Genomic DNA, 18096 nt, shown 5'->3' on the forward strand with positions numbered 1-18096 from the left:
TGCAAGCCAGTGGGTGCCGGGAGCCGAATTTGGATTGGCGTAAATTTACAACAAGTGTGCTTAGAAAGACGACTGAATCTTCAAACCTGCGACCAGCGCGTTGTCCACTTCGTCCACGCCACCCGGGCTCTTGATGTACTGCAGGTTGGGCCGTACGGTCAGCCAGTTGGTGACATGAAAGCCGTAGTAGAGCTCGGCGTTGTATTCGGTGCGCTGCAGCGGCACGAAGCCTGGGTTGTCGTAATCATCGATACCGCTCTGGGCGTTGAGCAGTTCGGCGCGCTTCTTGACATCGTCATTTACATGGATACGCGCCACGCCGAAACCGATATCGTCCTTGGGCCGAGCGTCGAAGGCACCTTTGTAGACCAGGCCGAGTTGCTGGTAGTTGTCGACCACGTTGGTGGCCTTGTCATGCACGGTGAAGTTGGCGAACAGGCTCAGCCCTCGGTTGATGTCGCCGCCATGGGCGGTGACCTGCTGCTGCGCCACCACCCACCAGCCGTGCTTGCTCGAGTGCGACTTGAAGGCCTCGCCGGTAACCGCCTGCGGGTTGCCGTTGACGTCTTCGAACACGTCGTCGGCCTTGGCCGTGCTGTAGTAATAACCCAGGCGGTACTCGCCCGGCAGGCCATTGACCTTGGGTGACCAGACCATCTCCACCGGCAGGATCGCGCCTTTGGTGCCGCTGCCGCTGAGCTTGAAGCCGTTGCCGGTCTCCAGGTTGGACGGGTTCTGTTCGAACGCACCGACCTGGACGAAAAATTCCGGGGTGATGTTGTACTTCACCCGCAGCGCCCACTGGCTGACGGGCCAGTTGTACCAGATACCGCCGACCCAGTTGCCCACTTGCGAACCACAGAAGGCCAGGTTCTGGAAGTCGCAGGGGAAGCTGTTGAAGTCCTCGCCTTCACCGAAACGGCCAACTTTCACGTCCAGCGCGCCGTCGAAGTACTTCTGCTTGACCCACATCTGTGTCAGCCGCCAGGTCTGGCCACGGCCCCACACTTCCTGCACCGAGCTGAACTGCCCGGCACGCGGGTCGCTGATGCGGTCGTTGGACAGGTTGCGGCCACTGCGCTCAGTGATCGCCAGCTTGAACTCGGCATCGTGCCAGCCGAGGATCTTCTGCAGGTCCAGGTGCGCGCCAAGGGCGAACTGGTCGCTGTAGCGCGCGGTCTTGTCGTCGTTGTAGCCGCCATGCAGGTTGCCGGCCACCTCGCCGACATAGTCGAGGGTGAAGTCATAGCCCTTGTCCAGTAACTCGGTGCGGGCGCCGCCCCAGTCGCCGGTCATCCATTTCGACTCGCTGGAGAATGCCTCGGCAGCCTGCACCCCGCTGCTGCCAACCACGGCGAGCAGGGCCAGTGAACCCAATGTCCTGATGCGATTGCGCTGTTCCATCCCTTTGCGTCCTCTTTTTTCTTATTGACGGTGTAGACGAGTTATCGGCCCTTGAAATGGGCCACGTTGTCCTTTACGGCGGTATGACTGCTGGCCAGGTGCAAACGCTCGCCGCTGTCGGCGTCGAACAGCAGCACCCGAGCCGGGTCGAACTGCAGATCCAGGCTGTCGCCTACCCGGCAGGCAATGTCCGGCGCCAGGCGACAGCAGACCTTGGTCTGGTTGAAGGTAACGAACACCAGCAGGTCCGGCCCGGTGGGCTCGGTCACCTGCACTTCGGCGCGGATACCCGGCAGGCCATTGCCCTCGCCTGCGCCCAAGGCGATCTGTTCGGGGCGAATGCCGAGGATGATCTCGCGACCATCGAGGTCATCATTGGCCGGCCCCAACGGCAGTTCACAGCGGGCCTGGCCGCTGTCGAGCACCGCCAACAGGCGCCCGTCCTGTTTGGTCAGGCGTACCGGAATGAAGTTCATCGGCGGCGAGCCGATGAAGCTGGCGACAAACTGGTTGGCCGGGTCGTTGTAGATCTGCTGGGGCGTGCCGAACTGCTGGATGATGCCGTCCTTCATCACCGCCACCTTGTCGCCCAGGGTCATGGCCTCGATCTGGTCGTGGGTGACATACACCGTGGTGGTCTTCAGGCGCTGGTGCATCAGTTTCATTTCAGTGCGCATCTCGACCCGCAGCTTGGCATCGAGGTTGGACAGCGGTTCGTCGAACAGGTAGATCTTCGGTCGCCGCGCCAGCGCCCGGCCCATGGCCACACGCTGTTGCTGGCCACCGGACAGCTGCGCCGGCTTGCGCGCGAGCAGGTGCTCGATCTGCAGCAACTTGGCCACCCGCGCCACCTCCTCGTCGATGGCGGCCTGCGGCATCTTGCGAATCTTCAGGCCGAATTCGATGTTCTCGCGCACGCTCATGGTCGGGTACAGCGCATAGGACTGGAACACCATCGCGATGTCACGATCCTTGGGGCTCATGCCGCTGACGTCCTGTTCGTCGATGAGGATTGCACCGCCGCTGATGCTCTCCAGGCCGGCGATGCAATTCATCAGGGTCGACTTGCCGCAGCCAGAGGGGCCGACCAGGATCAGGAACTCACCGTCCTTGATCGACAGCTGGATGTCCTTGAGTGTGTCTGGCAGGCCGCTGCCGTAGGTCTTGTTCACATTGCGAAGTTCAAGCGTTGCCATGACTTACCCCTTGACCGCGCCGGCGGTGAGCCCGCGGACGAAATATTTGCCTGCCACCACGTAGACCAGCAGGGTTGGCAAGCCGGCGATCATCGCCGCCGCCATGTCGACGTTGTATTCCTTGGCCCCGGTGCTGGTGTTGACCAGGTTGTTCAGGGCCACGGTGATCGGTTGCGAGTCGCCACTGGAAAACACCACGCCGAACAGGAAGTCGTTCCAGATCTGGGTGAACTGCCAGATCAGGCAGACCATGATGATCGGCGTCGACATCGGCAGGATGATGCGGCGGAAGATGGTGAAGAAGCCGGCGCCATCCAGGCGCGCGGCCTTGACCAAGGCATCGGGGATGCTCACGTAGAAGTTGCGAAAGAACAGCGTGGTGAAGGCCAGGCCGTAGACCACGTGCACCAGCACCAGGCCGGTGGTGGTGCTGGCCAGGCCGAGCTTGCCGAGGGTGAACGACGCCGGCAGCAGGACGGTCTGGAACGGCAGGAAGCAGCCGAACAGCAACAGGCCGAAGAACAGCTGCGAGCCGCGAAAGCGCCACATCGACAGCACATAGCCATTCAGCGCACCGATGGCGGTGGAGATCAGCACCGCCGGCACGGTGATCATGATCGAGTTCCAGAAGTAACCACTGACCGCGCCCCAGGCCTTGACCCAGCCGATGCCGGTGATCACGGCGGGCCAGCTCAGCAGGTTGCCGGTGCTGATGTCTTCCGGGGACTTGAAGCTGGTCAGCAGCATCACCACCAGCGGCACCAGGTACAGCAGCACGGCGATCAGCAGCACCGCATGGATGGCGATGCGGCTCAGGCTCAGCGCCGGTTTTTCCGTTGGACTATGCATGGCGCTTGCTCCGCAGTTCCGAGTACAGGTACGGCACGAGGATCGCCAGGATCGCCCCAAGCATGAGGATGGCACTGGCCGAGCCCATGCCCATCTGGCCGCGGCTGAAGGTGAAGGAGTACATGAACATCGCCGGCAGGTCGGAGGAGTAACCCGGGCCACCGGCGGTCATGGCCGCCACCAGGTCGAAGCTCTTGATCGCAATGTGCGCCAGGATCATCAGCGAGCTGAAGAACACCGGGCGCAGGCTGGGCAGCACCACGGTCCAGTAGATGCGCGGCAGGCTGGCACCGTCGATCTGTGCGGCGCGAATGATCGACTGGTCGACCCCGCGCAGGCCGGCGAGGAACATCGCCATGATGAAGCCCGAGGCCTGCCACACGGCGGCGATCACCAGGCAGTACACCACCCGGTCAGGGTCGATCAGCCAGTCCAGGCGAAAACCCTCCCAGCCCCAGTCACGCAGCAGCTTGTCCAGGCCCATGCCGGGGTTGAGCAGCCACTTCCAGGCGGTACCGGTGACGATCATCGACAGCGCCATGGGGTACAGGTAAATGGTACGGATGAAGCCTTCGCGGCGGATGCGCTGGTCCAGCAGCACGGCCAGCAGCACGCCGATGGCCAGGCTGATGGCGATGAACAGGCCACCGAACAGCATCAGGTTCTTGCTCGCCACCCACCAGCGGTCGTTGTCGAACAGCCGGGCGTATTGCGCCAGGCCGGCCCACTTGTAGGTCGGCAGAAAGGTCGAGGTGGTGAAGGACAGGACGAAGGTCCACAGGATGTAGCCGTAGAAGCCCACCAGGACGATGAACATGCTGGGGGCCAGCACCAGTTTGGGTAACCAGCGCTGCAGCGCGTCCAGGGGGGAGGCCCGCAGTTGGGCGGTTGCTGTTGTCATGGGTCACCTTTCAGGCACTGCCACACTGTTTGTGGGAGCGGCCTTGCGTCGCGAAAGGGCTGCGTAGCAGCCCCGGGGCCGGATGAGTGTTCTAAAAGGACTGCGCTGCCTGGTTGTGGGACCGCTCTGCGGTCCTTTCGCGACGCAAGGCCGCTCCCACACCAAGGGCCGCGCAAGCCTCCGGACTGTCGTCTACTTGGCCGCCTTGATCGCCGCCGCCAGCTTCTTCGCCGCATCGGCCGGGTCGGCCTTGGGGTCGTTGATGTAGTTGGTCACCACATCGAAGAATGCGCCCTGCACGGCCAGCGTGGTGGCCATGTTGTGCGCCATGCTCGGCTGCAGGCCGCCGGTCTTGGCGTCGGCGAGGAAGTCCTTGGCGGAGGTCTGGGCGCAGGCGTCGAAGCCAAGCTTGCCCATGTCGGCGAGCATGTCGTTGCGCACCGGGATGGAGCCCTTGTTGATGCTGAAGACCTTCTGGAAGTCCTCGCCCAGGACCTTGCGGGCGATGTCCTGCTGACCGGCAGCAGTGCCCTTGTCGTTCTGCTTGAACACCACCAGCGAGTCGATGTTGTAGAGGAACGCCTTGTCGGTACCCGGGAACGGCACGCACTGGTAGTCCTTGCCGGCGACTTTCCTGGCCAGGGTCCACTCGCTCTTGGCCCAGTCACCCATGATCTGCATGCCGGCCTTGCCATTGATGACCTTGGCCGCCTCGAGGTTCCAGTCCTGGCCCTTGCCATCCAGGTCCATGTAGGTGGCGACCTTCTTCAGCTCGGTGAGCGCCTTGACCATATCGGGGCCGGTCAGCGCCGCGCTGTCCAGGTCGACCAAGGCCTTCTTGTAGCCATCCACACCCATTACCGACAGCACCACGCTCTCGAACACGGTGCTGTCCTGCCAGGGCTGGCCGCCATGGGCGAGCGGGATGAAGCCTGCAGCCTTGAGCTTGTCGGCGGCGGCGTAGAATTCGTCGAGGGTGGTCGGCGCCTTGTCGATGCCGGCTTTCCTGAAAACTTCAGGGTTGATCCACAGCCAGTTGATGCGGTGGATGTTGACCGGTACCGCGACATAGTCACCGTCATACTTCACGGTGTCGGAGACCGTCTTGTCGAGCAGCGCGTCCCACTTCTCTTCCTTGGCAACGTCCTTGAGCACCTCGGTATCAAGCAACCCGGTGGAAGCCCACTCCTGAATGTCCGGCCCCTTGATCTGCGCGACGCCAGGCGGGTTACCCGCCACCGCACGGCTCTTGAGCACGGTCATGGCCGTGGCACCACCGCCGCCTGCAACGGCGCCGTCCTTCCAGGTGAAGCCATCCTTCTCGATCTGGGCCTTGAGCACATCGACAGCCGCTTTTTCACCCCCGGAGGTCCACCAGTGCACGACTTCGACGCTGCCTTTGGATTCGGCGGCGCTGGCACTGAGCGGCAGGAGCGAGGCGAGGGAGATCGCGGCGGCGAGGCGGAGAGTGGAATTCATCGGAGTACCTTTCTTGTTGTTATGCCGGGCAAGTCGATCGCTTGCATTGCATGGAGTCTAATCAGCGCGCCCGCCTCGTCAGGTAACGAAGCGATGCATGAATGTCATCGTTTGGTTACATGACCGGCAACGGCAGTTGCCAGGCTCGGGGCCAACGGCAGCCCGGGTATCAAGGTTGCCTGATAGGCGTGATAGAGATCCGGCTTGCCCTCCCATAGCGTCGCGGCAGGGCGGTTACCCGGGTCGAGTTCGTGATGCCAGCTGCCGGCCAAGCGGTCGATGAAATGGCCGTCGATGAAGTCCCAGAAGCAGCGGTACCAGCGTTCGTACTGCGCTTCGCCGGTACGCCGCAGCAGGGCCGCCGCGCTGGCACAGGCCTCGGCGTGCACCCAGTGCAGGCGCTCGCGCACCACCGGGCGATTGTCCCAGTCCAGGGTGTAGACGATGCCTTTGCCGCCATCGGCGTTCCAGGCATCGCGGCAGGCACTGTCGAACAGGCCACGGGCACAGCCCGGCAGCCAGTCCGGTGCGTGCAGGCCGGCCAGTTCGCGAGCAGCTTCAAGATGCAGCAGCAGCCGGGCCCACTCGAAAGCATGGCCAGGCGTGGTGCCAAATGGCCGGAAGGGGTCGGCGGGGTGATCGCGGTTGTAGTGCGGCAGCGGCTGCCAGTGCGCGTCGAAATGCTCGATAACCCGATAGTCGTTGGCGCCAGCGTGGGTGTGGATGATGCGCTGGGCGATGCGCAGGGCGCGATCGAGCCACAGCGTATCGCCGGTGACATCGGCCAGGGCCAGGAACGCCTCGGTGGCGTGCATGTTGCTGTTGGCTCCACGATAAGCCTCGGCCTGCTGCCAGTCGCGGGAGAACGACTCACGCAGGGCACCCTGCTCCTCGCTCCAGAACCGCGTTTGCAGGACGTCGATGGCATCTTCCAGCAAGCCGTGCGCCCCCGCAGCGCCGGCGACCACTGCGGAACTCGCGGCCAATGCGACGAAGGCATGCAGGTAGGCGGCCTTGTCGCTGTCGCCCAGCCCGTGGGGGCGCGCGAACCAGCCGCCGTGGCGGGGGTCGTGCAAGGCCCCGTGCAAGGCGTTGACGCCATGCTCGACCAACGGCAGGTAGCCAGGCACACCCTGCAGGTGAGCCAGGGCGAAGGCGTGGGTCATGCGCGTGGTCTGCAGGGTTTCGCTGCCCGCATCGGCCGGCAGGCAGCCCTGGGCATCAAGGCAGCCAAAGCCGTCTGGCAGCTGCGAAGCCTTGGCGAATGCCAGCAGACGCTGCCCTTCTGCCTGCAGCCAAGCGGCATGTGCGGTAGAACCCAGCCAACTGCCGGGGGCCAGATCGAGGCTCGTCATGGAGTAGCGCGTTCCTTGCCTGTCGTCGGGGAAGTCTAGCCAGCCGTCCTGGCCGGGATGTCACGAAGCGGAGCAGTTGTGTCACCAAGCTGTGACACAGCTCATTCCACGCCTCTTGGCAGGTAGAGCGTCACCCGCAAGCCGCCTTCGCGCAGGTTGAGCAGACTCACCTCGCCGCCATGGCTATGGGCGATATTGCGTGCGATACCCAGGCCCAGCCCGTAGCCCTGCTGCTTGCCGGCCAGGCGAAAATGCGGCTCGAACACCTGCTCCATCTGCTGTTGCGGCACGCCGGGGCCCTGGTCATCGACCTGCAGGACGAAGCCCTCGGCGCTGTCGATGATGCGCAGGTGCGCCCGCTCGCCATACTTGATGGCATTGTCGATCAGGTTGCCGATACAGCGGCGCAGGGCCAGTGGCTTGCCCGGGTACGGCAACACGGCTCGCCCTTCGACCGTGATACGGCCATCACCCAGGTACGGCTCGGCGAGAATCTCCAGCACCTGGTTAAGGTCGACCGGCTCGATGTTCTCGTGGATATCGGTGTCTTTCACGCATTGCAGCGCGCCTTTGACCAGCAGCTCCAGCTCGTCGAGGTCCTGGCTGAACTTGGCCTGCAGGCGTTCGTCCTCGAGCAGCTCCACGCGCAGGCGCAAGCGCGTGATCGGGGTGCGCAGGTCATGGGAAATGGCGCTGAACAACTGCGAACGCTCGGTCAGGTAACGGCTGATGCGCTCGCGCATGCTGTTGAACGCCCGCCCCACTTCGATCACCTCGCTGCCACCGCCCTCGGCCACCGGCGCCACGTCGGCGCCCAATGACAGTTCGCGCGCAGCGCGCGCCAGGCGCTTGAGCGGCCAGCTCTGCCAGTGCACCAGCAAACCGATGAACAGCAGCAGCAAGGCGGTGGTCAGGACGATGAAACCGATCTGCTGACGCGGCAGGCGTTCGGTTTCGAGGCTGGTATAGGGCTCGGGCAGCAACGAGGCGATGTACAGCCATTCGCCCTGGCCCAGACGGATCTGGGTCACCAGCACCGGCGGGTTGAGCGGCTCCAGGGTCAGCGAGTAATGGGCCCATGAGCGCGGCAGTTCATCGAGCTTCAGGCCGCTGTTGAAGATGCGCAGGTCATCGGGGGCGACGAACTCGACAGAAATCTCCATCTGCTCGCCGAGGCGTTCGTGCAGCACTTGCCGGAACACGTCGATCACCACCTGCTTGCGCGGCGTGATGGGCAATACCGGCATATCCAGTGGCTTGTCATTGAGCGACACGAAAAAACGCGTCCCCCCCATGCTGCGCAGTTGATCGAGCACCATTGGCCGATAGGCCACCGGCAGCGAGCGGAAGTAGCTGACGCTGGCGCTCATGGAGTGGGCCAGGCTCGAGGCACTGGCGCGCAGGCCCTGCAACTGGCTGGCACGCAACTGGGCGACCCAGATCAGGCTCGACAGGCCCTGTGCCAACAGCACCACCAGCAGGGTCAGCAGCAGCATGCGCCCCAGCAGCGAGCGCGGCAGCAGGCGCCAGCGCCGCTCAGGAAGCGCAGCAGACATGGGCCGCCAGCAGGTAACCGCTGCCACGCACGGTACGGATCAGCCGCGGTGGCTTGTCGGTGTCGCGCAAGCGCTGGCGCAGGCGGCTGACGGCCATGTCGACGATGCGGTCCAGCGGCATCGGCTCGCGGCCTCGGGTGGCGTTGCCGATGGTGTCGCGGTCCAGAATCTGCTGCGGATGGTCGAGAAACAGCTTGAGCAGGGCGAAATCGGCCCCCGACAGAATCACCTCTTCACCGTCGCGGTGGAACAGGCGATGGCTGATGGTATCCAGACGCCAGTCGTCGAAGGCCAGCACGGTACTGGCCGGTGCGGCCTGGCCGAACTCGCTGCGGCGCAACAGGGCCTTGATGCGCGCCTGCAGTTCACGGGGGCTGAACGGCTTGCCCAGGTAGTCATCGGCGCCCAGTTCCAGGCCGATGACGCGGTCGGCTTCATCGGAGCTGGCGGTCAGCATGATGATCGGTACCCGTGCCTGGCGCGGGTGTTGACGCACCCAGCGGCACAGGCTGAAGCCGTCTTCGTCGGGCAGCATGACGTCGAGGATCACCAGGTCGCAGGGGATGCTTTCCAGGGCGCGGCGAAAGCCCTGGCCGTCAGCCTCGGCGTGGACCTGGAAGCCGGCGCGGCTCAGGTAGGTTTGCAGCAGTTCGCGAATTTCCTGATCGTCGTCGACCATCAGGATGGATTTTCCGGCAGTGCTCAAGGTATCCCGCCCTCATTGTTGTCACAGGTCTTTCGCCTGCTGTTGGGGCCGCTTCACGCCCCGGTCAGTGTGCCAGCTCCTGCTGTAATGCCACTCCAGCCCCCAGCAGTCCAGAGAATTCCGCCGTCACCAGCCACACGGGCACCCCTGCGAAGTAACCACTCATGCAGCCCTTGTCGGCAAAGCTGGTGGCAAAACCACTGCGCAGGAACAGCTCGGCAAAGCGCGGAATCACGCCGCCGACAATATAAACCCCACCGCGCGCGCCCAGGGTCAGCACATTGTTACCTGCCACCCGCCCGAGGAACCGGCAGAACTGCTCGATCACCGCCAGCGCCCGTGGTTCGCCACCCAGCGCGGCATCGGTGATCTGTGCCGGGGATGTGTATCGGGGCGTGTCGCCGTCCAGCGAGCACATGGCCTGGTACAAGCGCACCAGGCCACCGCCGCTGAGTACGGTCTCGGCGCTGACGTGGCCGATCTGGCCGTGTATCTGCTGATGGATCGCCGCCTCCCGGGCATTGCCCACCGGCAGGTCGACATGCCCGCCCTCACCCGGCAACGCCAGCCAGTGCTGCTCGCCCAGGCGCAACAGGCTGCCGACGCCCAGGCCAGTGCCCGGGCCAATCACCAGCGCCGGCCGCATCGGGTCCGCCCGGCCTGCGCAGACCTCACGGTACTCACCGGGTTGCAGGCGGGTCATACCCAACGCCTGAGCAGAAAAGTCGTTGATCAGCAGCAGCCGCTCGACCTGCAAGGTCTGGCAAAACGCCTTGTGACTGAGCCGCCAATGGTTGTTGGTGAAGCGGAATTCATCGCCATCGACCGGCCCGGCCACCGCCAGGCACACCGCTGCCAGGCCGCCACGGGCAATGCCGTGGCATTCCAGGTAAGCCTCGATGGCCTGCTCCGGGCTGGTGTAGTCGGCCGCGGCGAAGACCTTCACCTGGCACAGCTGGTTGTCACGCCACAACGCAAAACGGGCATTGGTGCCACCGATGTCGCCAACCAGCAGGTCTTTCATTTGAGGTTCTCCAGGGCGGAGGTGAAGGCACTCGCGCCCTGCTCTGCCGGGCTGAAGGCCATGCGCATGAAGCCGAACAGCTCACGGCCGCAGCCCAGGTCGTTGCCCTGGGGCGCGGGCGGCAGGTCACGGCTGGCCAGTTCTTCTGCCGACACCATCACCCGCAACGTGCCTTCGACGCCATCGACACGCACGATATCACCGTCTTGCACGCGTGCCAGCGGGCCACCATCGAACGCTTCGGGGCAGACGTGGATGGCGGCCGGGATCTTGCCCGAGGCCCCCGACATGCGCCCGTCGGTCACCAGCGCGACCTTGTAACCCCGGTCCTGCAGCACGCCGAGGAACGGCGTCAGCTTGTGCAGTTCGGGCATGCCGTTGCAACGCGGGCCCTGGAAGCGCACCACGGCAACGAAATCGCACTCCAGTTCACCGGCCTTGAAGGCATCGGCCAGCGACTGCTGGTCATGGAACACGCGCGCCGGTGCTTCGACTACCCGATGCTCAGGCGCAACGGCCGACACCTTCATCACGCCACGGCCGAGGTTACCTTCCATCACCCGTAGGCCACCTTCGGCCGAGAATGGCCGCGCCACCGGGCGCAGGATGCTCTCGTCCAGGCTCTGCTGCGGCCCTTCGCGCCATACCAGCTTGCCGTCGTCGAGGAACGGTTCCTGGGTGTAGCGGCGCAGACCGTGGCCAGCCACGGTGTTGACGTCCTCGTGCAGCAGGCCGGCGTCGAGCAGCTCACGAATCAGGAAGGCCATGCCGCCAGCGGCCTGGAAGTGGTTGATGTCGGCCTTGCCGTTGGGGTAGACGTGGGACAGGGTCGGCACCACCTCGGAAAGGTCGGCCATGTCCTGCCAGGTCAGCTGGATGCCCGCCGCCTGGGCGATTGCCGGTATGTGCAGGGTGTGGTTGGTCGAGCCACCGGTGGCGTGAAGGGCCACGATCGAGTTGACCAGTGCCTTCTCGTCGACGATCTCGCCCAGTGGCATGAAGCTGCCGCTGGCCTTGGTCATGCGCGTGACCTGTTGCGCCGCCTCGGCGGTGAGGGCATCGCGCAGCGGTGTGTACGGGTTGACGAACGAGGCGCCGGGCAGGTGCAGGCCCATGACCTCCATCACCAGTTGGTTGGTGTTGGCGGTGCCATAGAAGGTACAGGTGCCGGGGCTGTGGTAGGACTTCATTTCCGACTCCAGCAGCTCCTCGCGGCTGGCCTTGCCTTCGGCATAGCGCTGACGCACGTCGGCCTTCTCTTTGTTGGAAATACCGGAAACCATCGGCCCACCCGGGACGAAGATGGTGGGCAGGTGGCCGAAGCGCAGCGCCCCCATCATCAGGCCAGGGACGATCTTGTCGCAGATGCCGAGCATCAGTGCAGCGTCGAACATGTTGTGCGACAGCGCTACCGCCGTGGACATGGCGATGACTTCGCGGCTGGCGATCGCCAGTTCCATGCCCGGCTCGCCCTGGGTCACGCCATCGCACATGGCCGGCACACCGCCGGCGAACTGGCCGACCGAGCCGACCTCGCGCAGGGCCTGCTTGATCTGATCAGGGAAATGCAGATACGGCTGGTGCGCCGAGAGCATGTCGTTGTACGACGAAACGATGGCGACGTTGGCCGCGTTCATCAACCGCAGGGTCTGCTTGTCCTCGGCACCGCAACCGGCCACGCCATGGGCGAAGTTGGCGCATTGCAGGCTGGCACGCATGGGCCCGTCACTGGCCGCGCCACGAATCAGCTGCAAGTAGCGTTCGCGGGTGGCACGGCTGCGTTCGATCAGCCGCTGGGTGACCTCAAGGATGCGCGGATGCATGTACTGGACTCCAGGCTAATTGTAAGGGCGGTTTACCGGGCGTTTCCCCTCCAAACGATTGCGGCCTAGGCTCAAGGCAGAGGGGCTCGCGATATCGGGGGAGGCACTGCGCACAACCACTCGTTGTATGTTTAAACAAAATACTGCCATCAAAAAGGCTTGTTTTCTATCGCCCAGTGAATAATCTTGTAATTCCAACAACAAAACCGTTTCAGTGAAGCTCCTTTTTGCCACAGGTTTCACTCGGACCGCCAGAGGTACTGCCATGACCCTACGTATCGCCATCAATGGATTCGGCCGCATCGGGCGCAATGTCCTGCGCGCACTGTATACCCAAGGCTACCGCCAGGACCTGCAGGTCGTCGCCATCAACGACCTGGGTGACAGCGCGATGAACGCCCACCTGCTCAAATATGACAGCGTGCACGGCACATTCGATGCGCAGGTCGAGGCCGACCATGAAAGCCTGACCGTCAATGGTGACCGTATCGCGGTCAGTGCCATCCGCAACCCGGCCGAACTGCCCTGGAAGGCCGAAGCGATCGACGTGGTGTTCGAATGCACCGGGCTGTTCACCGACCGCGCCAAGGCCGCCGCGCACCTAGCTGCGGGCGCCGGCAAGGTGATCGTCTCGGCGCCGGGCAAGGGCGTCGATGCCACCGTGGTCTACGGGGTCAACCACGATATCCTGCGGGCTTCGCACCAGATCATCTCCAACGCCTCGTGCACCACCAACTGCCTGGCGCCGATCGCCCAGGTGCTGCACCGCGAGTTCGGCATCGAACAGGGGCTGATGACCACCATTCACGCCTACACCAACGATCAGGTGTTGACCGACGTCTATCACAGCGACCCGTACCGTGCCCGTTCAGCCACCCAGTCGATGATACCGAGCAAGACCGGCGCCGCCGAGGCCGTGGGCCTGGTGCTGCCGGAGCTGGCCGGCAAGCTCACCGGCATGGCCGTGCGGGTACCGGTGATCAATGTGTCGCTGGTCGACCTGACCGTAAACCTCAAGCGCGAAGCCACGGTCGAACAGGTCAACCAGCTGTTCCTTGAAGCCAGCCGGCACTCCAAGGTGCTCGGCTACAACGCGCTGCCGCTGGTGTCGTGCGACTTCAACCATAACCCGCTGTCGTCGATCTTCGATGCCAACCATACCCGGGCCAACGGGCGGATGCTCAAGGTGCTGGCCTGGTATGACAACGAGTGGGGGTTCTCCAACCGCATGCTGGACAATTGTTTGGCGTTGGCTAGTGCGCGCTGAGGGGGCCTGACTGCAGATTTTTGCCGCCTGTGAGACCGAGCGCCGCCCGCGCGGCGCTCGGTCTCACAGGCGCTGAAAATCCCAAGCCAAACACCCCGCCCACACACAAGCTTTACCTTTTCCTACAATTCCAAGCTTGACCTGACCAGTAGATGATAAGCATTATCATTTCACCATTCGTCGGCCAGGTCCCCCCGTGAGTCAGTCCCGGTTCAACTCCGTCTTCCTCGTCCAGCGTCTTTCCCTGCTGCGCACCCTGCAGCGCATGGTGGGCAACCCCAGCACCGCCGAGGACCTGCTGCAGGAAACCTACCTGCGGGTATCCCGTGCCCTGGGCGAGCGCCCGATCGAACATCTCGAGCCCTTTGTGTTCCAGACCGCCCGCAACCTCGCGCTGGACCACCTGCGCACGCAGCGGGTGCGGTCGCGCATGCTGGTCGACGATGTGCCCGACGAGGTGCTGCACAATGTCGCCTCTGCACACGGGAGCAGCGAAGACGCCGCCCACGCCGAACAACTGCTCAAGCACCTGAGCGTCAGCCTCAACCAACTGACTGAGCGCCAGCAGCGCATCTTCATCCTCAGCCGCCTGCACGGCGCCAGCTACCTGGAGATCGCCGAACAACTGCACGTCTCGGCCAGCACCGTTCAGAAGGAACTGAAACTGATCATGGCGATCTGCATGGGCGTGGCCGATCGGCTCAAATGAGCCGACCGCAGGCGTGCAGAATGTGGCGTAATCCTTGCCATGCTTCGCCCCAGCCTTGATCATTCGCAAAAATTGCTGCAAGGACCCACCGTGACCGACAGCCCCGTCACTCGCTCGTCAGCTACCGGGCCCGACGCCCGCGCCCGTGCGCTGGACGAGGCGCTTGACTGGCTCGTGCGCCTGCAATGCGCCAGCGAGGCCGATACCCTCGCCTTCGAACAATGGCTCAGTGCAGCAGCGGAAAACGCCGCAGCCTACGTCGAGGCCGAAGCCTTGTGGAACGGCACCCCGCTGCGCCAGGCTGCCCTGCACCTGCACCAGCATCAACGCCGCTCGCTGCGTGGGCGCCTGCGTGCGCACTGGAAGCCACTGGCGACCGCCGCCGTGCTGCTGGTCGGGCTGTTCACGTTCGGCAACCTGCCGGTGCGCCTGCAGGCGGACCACCTGACCGTGGTCGGCGAGCGCCAGCGCCTGGAGCTGGATGACGGTGCCAAGGTCCTGCTCAACACCAATTCCGCCTTCGCCAGCGACCAACAGGGCGGCCGCCAGGTCGCACGCCTGCTGCAAGGCGAGGCGTACTTCCAGGTGCCCGGTGGCGCCAAGCTGCCGCTGGAAGTGCAGGCGGGGCCCGTGCGTGCGCACGTGCGCGACACCGATTTCGCCGTGCGCTACCTCGATGGCGAGGCTCAGGTTCGCGTGCAGCGCGGCGACGTCGACCTGCAAGCCGCCAGCGACCAGCGCATTCGCCTCAGTGCCGGCGACAGCATCAGTGTCGGCCCGCACGGTTTCGGCCAGCGCCAGCGCCCGGACATGCACAAGGACCTGGCCTGGGTCGACGGCCGCCTGGTCTTCGAGAACTGCCCGTTGAGCCAGGTGCTGGCGGAAGTGCGGCGCTATTACCCCGGCTGGATCATCAACCGCAACGACCACCTCGGCGACCTGGCGGTGACCGGCAACTACCGTCTCGACCAGCCGCTGGAAACGCTACGCGCCCTGGCCCATATCACGTCTGCGCAGCTGCACGAATTCCCCGCCGTCGTGATCATCAACTGACCGACAAGTTTTTTTACGCCATCGCGCAACCCCGCCCGTCTCGTTATAGCCAATGCAACTGATTCTTGTTTGAGAACAAGAACGGTCATCACCTATAGCAGTTCGCGCGTCAGGGAGCGCTTTCGATGTTCACAGGTCCATCTCGCCCGTCCACACGTCCTCGCCGTACCGGTCAACTGTCGCTGCTGACCCTGGCGCTACTCGCCAGCGGTGCCTGCAGCCTGCCGGCGCTGGCCGCCGAACCGGCCCAGGCCAGCAGCCCACGCATGGGCGATTACCGCTTCAGCATTGCCCAGCAGCCTTTGGTCGAAGCCATCAATGCCTTCAGCAAGGTCACCGGTTGGCAGGTTGGCTTCAGCGCCGAACTGGCCGACGGCGTGGCATCGCCGGGCGTGCAGGGGGCGCTGCCAGCGGAAGCCGCACTCAAGCGCCTGCTCCAGGGCACGGGCCTGAGCTTCCGCAAGATCAGCAACGGTAACGTGGTGCTCGAACGCCAGACGGCGGGCAACGTCATCGCCCTGCAGCAGATGACCGTCAGCGCCACCCGAAACGCCCAGGAGGTGAGCCAGGTACCGAGCACCGTGACCGTGCAGACCCGCGAGCAACTGGACCGGCAAAACGTCAACAACATCCAGGAGCTGGTACGTTACGAACCGGGTGTGTCGGTAGGGGGCACCGGGCAGCGCAGTGGCCTGAACGGCTACAACATCCGCGGCATCGATGGCGAGCGCGTGCTCACCCAGGTCGACGGCGTGTCGATCCCCGACAGCTTTTTCTACGGTCCCTACGCCCAGACCCAGCGCAATTACGTCGACCCCGAAATCGTCAAGCGTGTGGAAATCCTTCGCGGCCCGGCTTCTGTGCTGTACGGCAGCAACGCCATCGGCGGCGCGGTGAGCTACTTCACCCTCGACCCGGACGACATCATCAAGCCTGGCAAGGATGTGGGCGCGCGCCTGAAGACCGGCTACAGCTCGGCCGATGACAGCTGGCTGACCTCGGCAACGGTGGCAGGCCGCACGGGTGATTTCGACGGCCTGCTGCACCTGAGCCAGCGCAACGGGCACGAGACCGAATCCTACGGTAGCCACGGCGGTACCGGCCTGTCGCGCACCGAGGCCAACCCGGAAGACGTGCGCACCACCAACGTGCTGGCCAAGCTGGGCTGGAATTACGCCGACGATGCCCGCCTGGGGCTGACCTACGAGCGTTACAAGGATGACCGCGACCAGAACATCCTCAGCGCCGTCGGTGGCCCGTTCACCAACGGCACCGGCCTGGGCATGTACCGCAGCCGCAGCGGCAACGACACGGTGACCCGCGAGCGCTTCGGCATCAACCATGAGTTCGGCCTGGACTCGCTGGTCGCAGACCACATCAAGTGGAGCTTGAACTACCAGGTGGCCAAGACCGACCAGAGCACCGAGGAAGTCTACTTCCCGTTCAGCCGCACCGTGCTGCGCACCCGCGACACCACCTACAAGGACCGCCAGTGGGTGTTCGACGCCCAGTTGGACAAGGCCTTCAGCATCGGCGCCACCGACCACCTGCTGACCTACGGCACCACCCTCAAGCACGAGAAGGTCACCGGTTCGCGTAGCGGTACCGGCACCTGCCTGGCAGTCGGTGGCACCTGCCGCACCATCGGCCAGGTCAGCACCAGCGATGCCCAGGCGCTGGTCAGCGACTTCCCGGACCCGACCGTGAACACCTACAGCCTGTTCGTGCAGGATGAAATCCGCTGGAACAACTGGACCTTCATGCCCGGCGCGCGCTACGACTACACGCGCATGGAGCCGAAGTTCACCGAGGAGTTCCTGCGTGGCATCCAGGGCTCAGGCACCGCCCCGAGCAGCCTCGACGACTCGGACAAGAAATGGCACCGCGTCTCGCCCAAGTTCGGCCTGGCCTACGCCTTCAACGACAACTACACCTGGTACGGCCAGTACGCCGAAGGGTTCCGCACCCCGACGGCCAAGTCGATGTACGGGCGCTTCGAAAACCCGACCTTGGGCTACAGCGTGCAGGGCAACCCCGGGCTCGAGCCGGAAAAGAGCAAGAGCTACGAAACCGGCCTGCGTGGCAACTTCGACGCCGGCAACTTCGACGTGGCGGTGTTCTACAACAAGTACCGCGACTTCATCGACGAAGACGCCGTGCAGTCGGCCAACCTGGAAACCACGTTCCAGGCCAACAACATCAAGCACGCCACCATCAAGGGCGCCGAACTCAAGGGCCGCCTGAACCTCGACCACTTCGGTGCGCCGCAGGGTCTGTATACCCAGGCCTCGATCGCCTATGCCCAGGGCCGCAACGATGACAACGGTCAACCGCTGAACAGCGTCAACCCGCTGACCGGCGTGTTCGGTTTGGGCTACGAGCAGTCCAACTATGGCGGCCTGCTGAGCTGGACCCTGGTCAAGCGCAAGACCCGCGTCGACGACACCACCTTCTTCGCTCCGGACGGTCAGAGCTCGCAGTTCCGCACCCCGGGCTACGGCGTGCTCGACCTGAGCGGCTTCTACAAAGTGACCAACGACGTGACCGTCAACGCCGGGCTGTACAACCTGACCGACAAGAAATACTGGCAATGGGATTCGGTGCGTGGCTACGACGGCCAGGGTGAAGCGGGCGTGACCCAGCCGGCCAACCTCGACCGCCTGACCATGCCGGGGCGCAATTTCGCCGTCAATGTGGTGTGGGATATCTGACGGTACGGCTTGAGCATTGTTGCGCCTGTGAGACCGAGCGCCGCCCGCGCGGCGCTCGATCTC

General features: G+C 64.2%; 14 protein-coding genes. 4 read left to right on the forward strand and 10 right to left on the reverse strand.

The window, feature by feature from the left end; all coding sequences use genetic code 11:
• Positions 1-60: 60 nt before the first annotated feature.
• The 10 genes from HU738_RS15515 to edd all read right to left on the reverse strand — a co-directional run bounded on the left by HU738_RS15515 (position 61) and on the right by edd (position 12293).
• On the reverse strand, positions 61-1404 hold the full coding sequence (locus tag HU738_RS15515; protein ID WP_186603941.1) for a carbohydrate porin: 1344 nt from the start codon (positions 1402-1404) through the stop codon (positions 61-63).
• Positions 1405-1445: 41 nt separating this feature from the next.
• The gene (locus HU738_RS15520; RefSeq protein ID WP_186603940.1) at positions 1446-2600 is read right to left on the reverse strand and encodes an ABC transporter ATP-binding protein; all 1155 of its coding nucleotides are present in this window, start codon (positions 2598-2600) and stop codon (positions 1446-1448) included.
• Positions 2601-2603: 3 nt separating this feature from the next.
• Positions 2604-3449 carry a carbohydrate ABC transporter permease gene (locus HU738_RS15525; RefSeq protein ID WP_186603939.1) on the reverse strand — a complete coding sequence of 282 codons (846 nt, stop codon included), beginning with the start codon at positions 3447-3449 and terminating at the stop codon, positions 2604-2606.
• Positions 3442-4350, reverse strand: coding sequence for a carbohydrate ABC transporter permease (locus HU738_RS15530; RefSeq protein ID WP_085673494.1), 909 nt, complete (start codon positions 4348-4350; stop codon positions 3442-3444). Before HU738_RS15530 ends, HU738_RS15525 begins: the two co-directional genes overlap by 8 nt.
• Before the next feature lie 192 nt (positions 4351-4542).
• Positions 4543-5829, reverse strand: coding sequence for an ABC transporter substrate-binding protein (locus tag HU738_RS15535; RefSeq protein WP_186603938.1), 1287 nt, complete (start codon positions 5827-5829; stop codon positions 4543-4545).
• Positions 5830-5933: 104 nt separating this feature from the next.
• A complete protein-coding gene (locus HU738_RS15540; RefSeq protein WP_186603937.1) occupies positions 5934-7184 on the reverse strand; it encodes a D-mannose isomerase in 1251 nt (416 codons plus the stop codon).
• 101 nt (positions 7185-7285) lie between these two features.
• Positions 7286-8740, reverse strand: coding sequence for an ATP-binding protein (locus tag HU738_RS15545; RefSeq protein ID WP_176510219.1), 1455 nt, complete (start codon positions 8738-8740; stop codon positions 7286-7288).
• Positions 8721-9446: a two-component system response regulator GltR gene (gene gltR, locus HU738_RS15550; RefSeq protein ID WP_186603936.1), complete on the reverse strand. Its 726-nt coding sequence runs from the start codon at positions 9444-9446 to the stop codon at positions 8721-8723. Before gltR ends, HU738_RS15545 begins: the two co-directional genes overlap by 20 nt.
• 64 nt (positions 9447-9510) lie before the next feature.
• Positions 9511-10470, reverse strand: a complete 960-nt coding sequence (locus tag HU738_RS15555) for a glucokinase (protein WP_186603935.1) — start codon at positions 10468-10470, stop codon at positions 9511-9513.
• Positions 10467-12293, reverse strand: coding sequence for a phosphogluconate dehydratase (gene edd / locus HU738_RS15560; RefSeq protein WP_186603934.1), 1827 nt, complete (start codon positions 12291-12293; stop codon positions 10467-10469). Before edd ends, HU738_RS15555 begins: the two co-directional genes overlap by 4 nt.
• A 265-nt stretch (positions 12294-12558) precedes the next feature.
• On the opposite strand from edd, the gene gap reads away from it, so the two are divergent.
• From gap to HU738_RS15580, 4 genes are all read left to right on the forward strand, one after another.
• Positions 12559-13560, forward strand: coding sequence for a type I glyceraldehyde-3-phosphate dehydrogenase (gene gap / locus HU738_RS15565; RefSeq protein WP_099814325.1), 1002 nt, complete (start codon positions 12559-12561; stop codon positions 13558-13560).
• A 196-nt stretch (positions 13561-13756) separates the two neighbouring features.
• On the forward strand, positions 13757-14269 hold the full coding sequence (locus HU738_RS15570; RefSeq protein ID WP_176508662.1) for an RNA polymerase sigma factor: 513 nt from the start codon (positions 13757-13759) through the stop codon (positions 14267-14269).
• 90 nt (positions 14270-14359) lie between these two features.
• A complete protein-coding gene (locus HU738_RS15575) occupies positions 14360-15322 on the forward strand; it encodes a FecR family protein (RefSeq protein WP_186603933.1) in 963 nt (320 codons plus the stop codon).
• Positions 15323-15447: 125 nt separating this feature from the next.
• A complete protein-coding gene (locus HU738_RS15580) occupies positions 15448-18033 on the forward strand; it encodes a TonB-dependent receptor (RefSeq protein WP_186603932.1) in 2586 nt (861 codons plus the stop codon).
• The last annotated feature ends 63 nt before the right edge of the window (positions 18034-18096 follow it).

It is taken from the genome of Pseudomonas vlassakiae (assembly GCF_014269035.2).
GTDB classification, from domain to species: Bacteria; Pseudomonadota; Gammaproteobacteria; order Pseudomonadales; family Pseudomonadaceae; genus Aquipseudomonas; species Aquipseudomonas vlassakiae.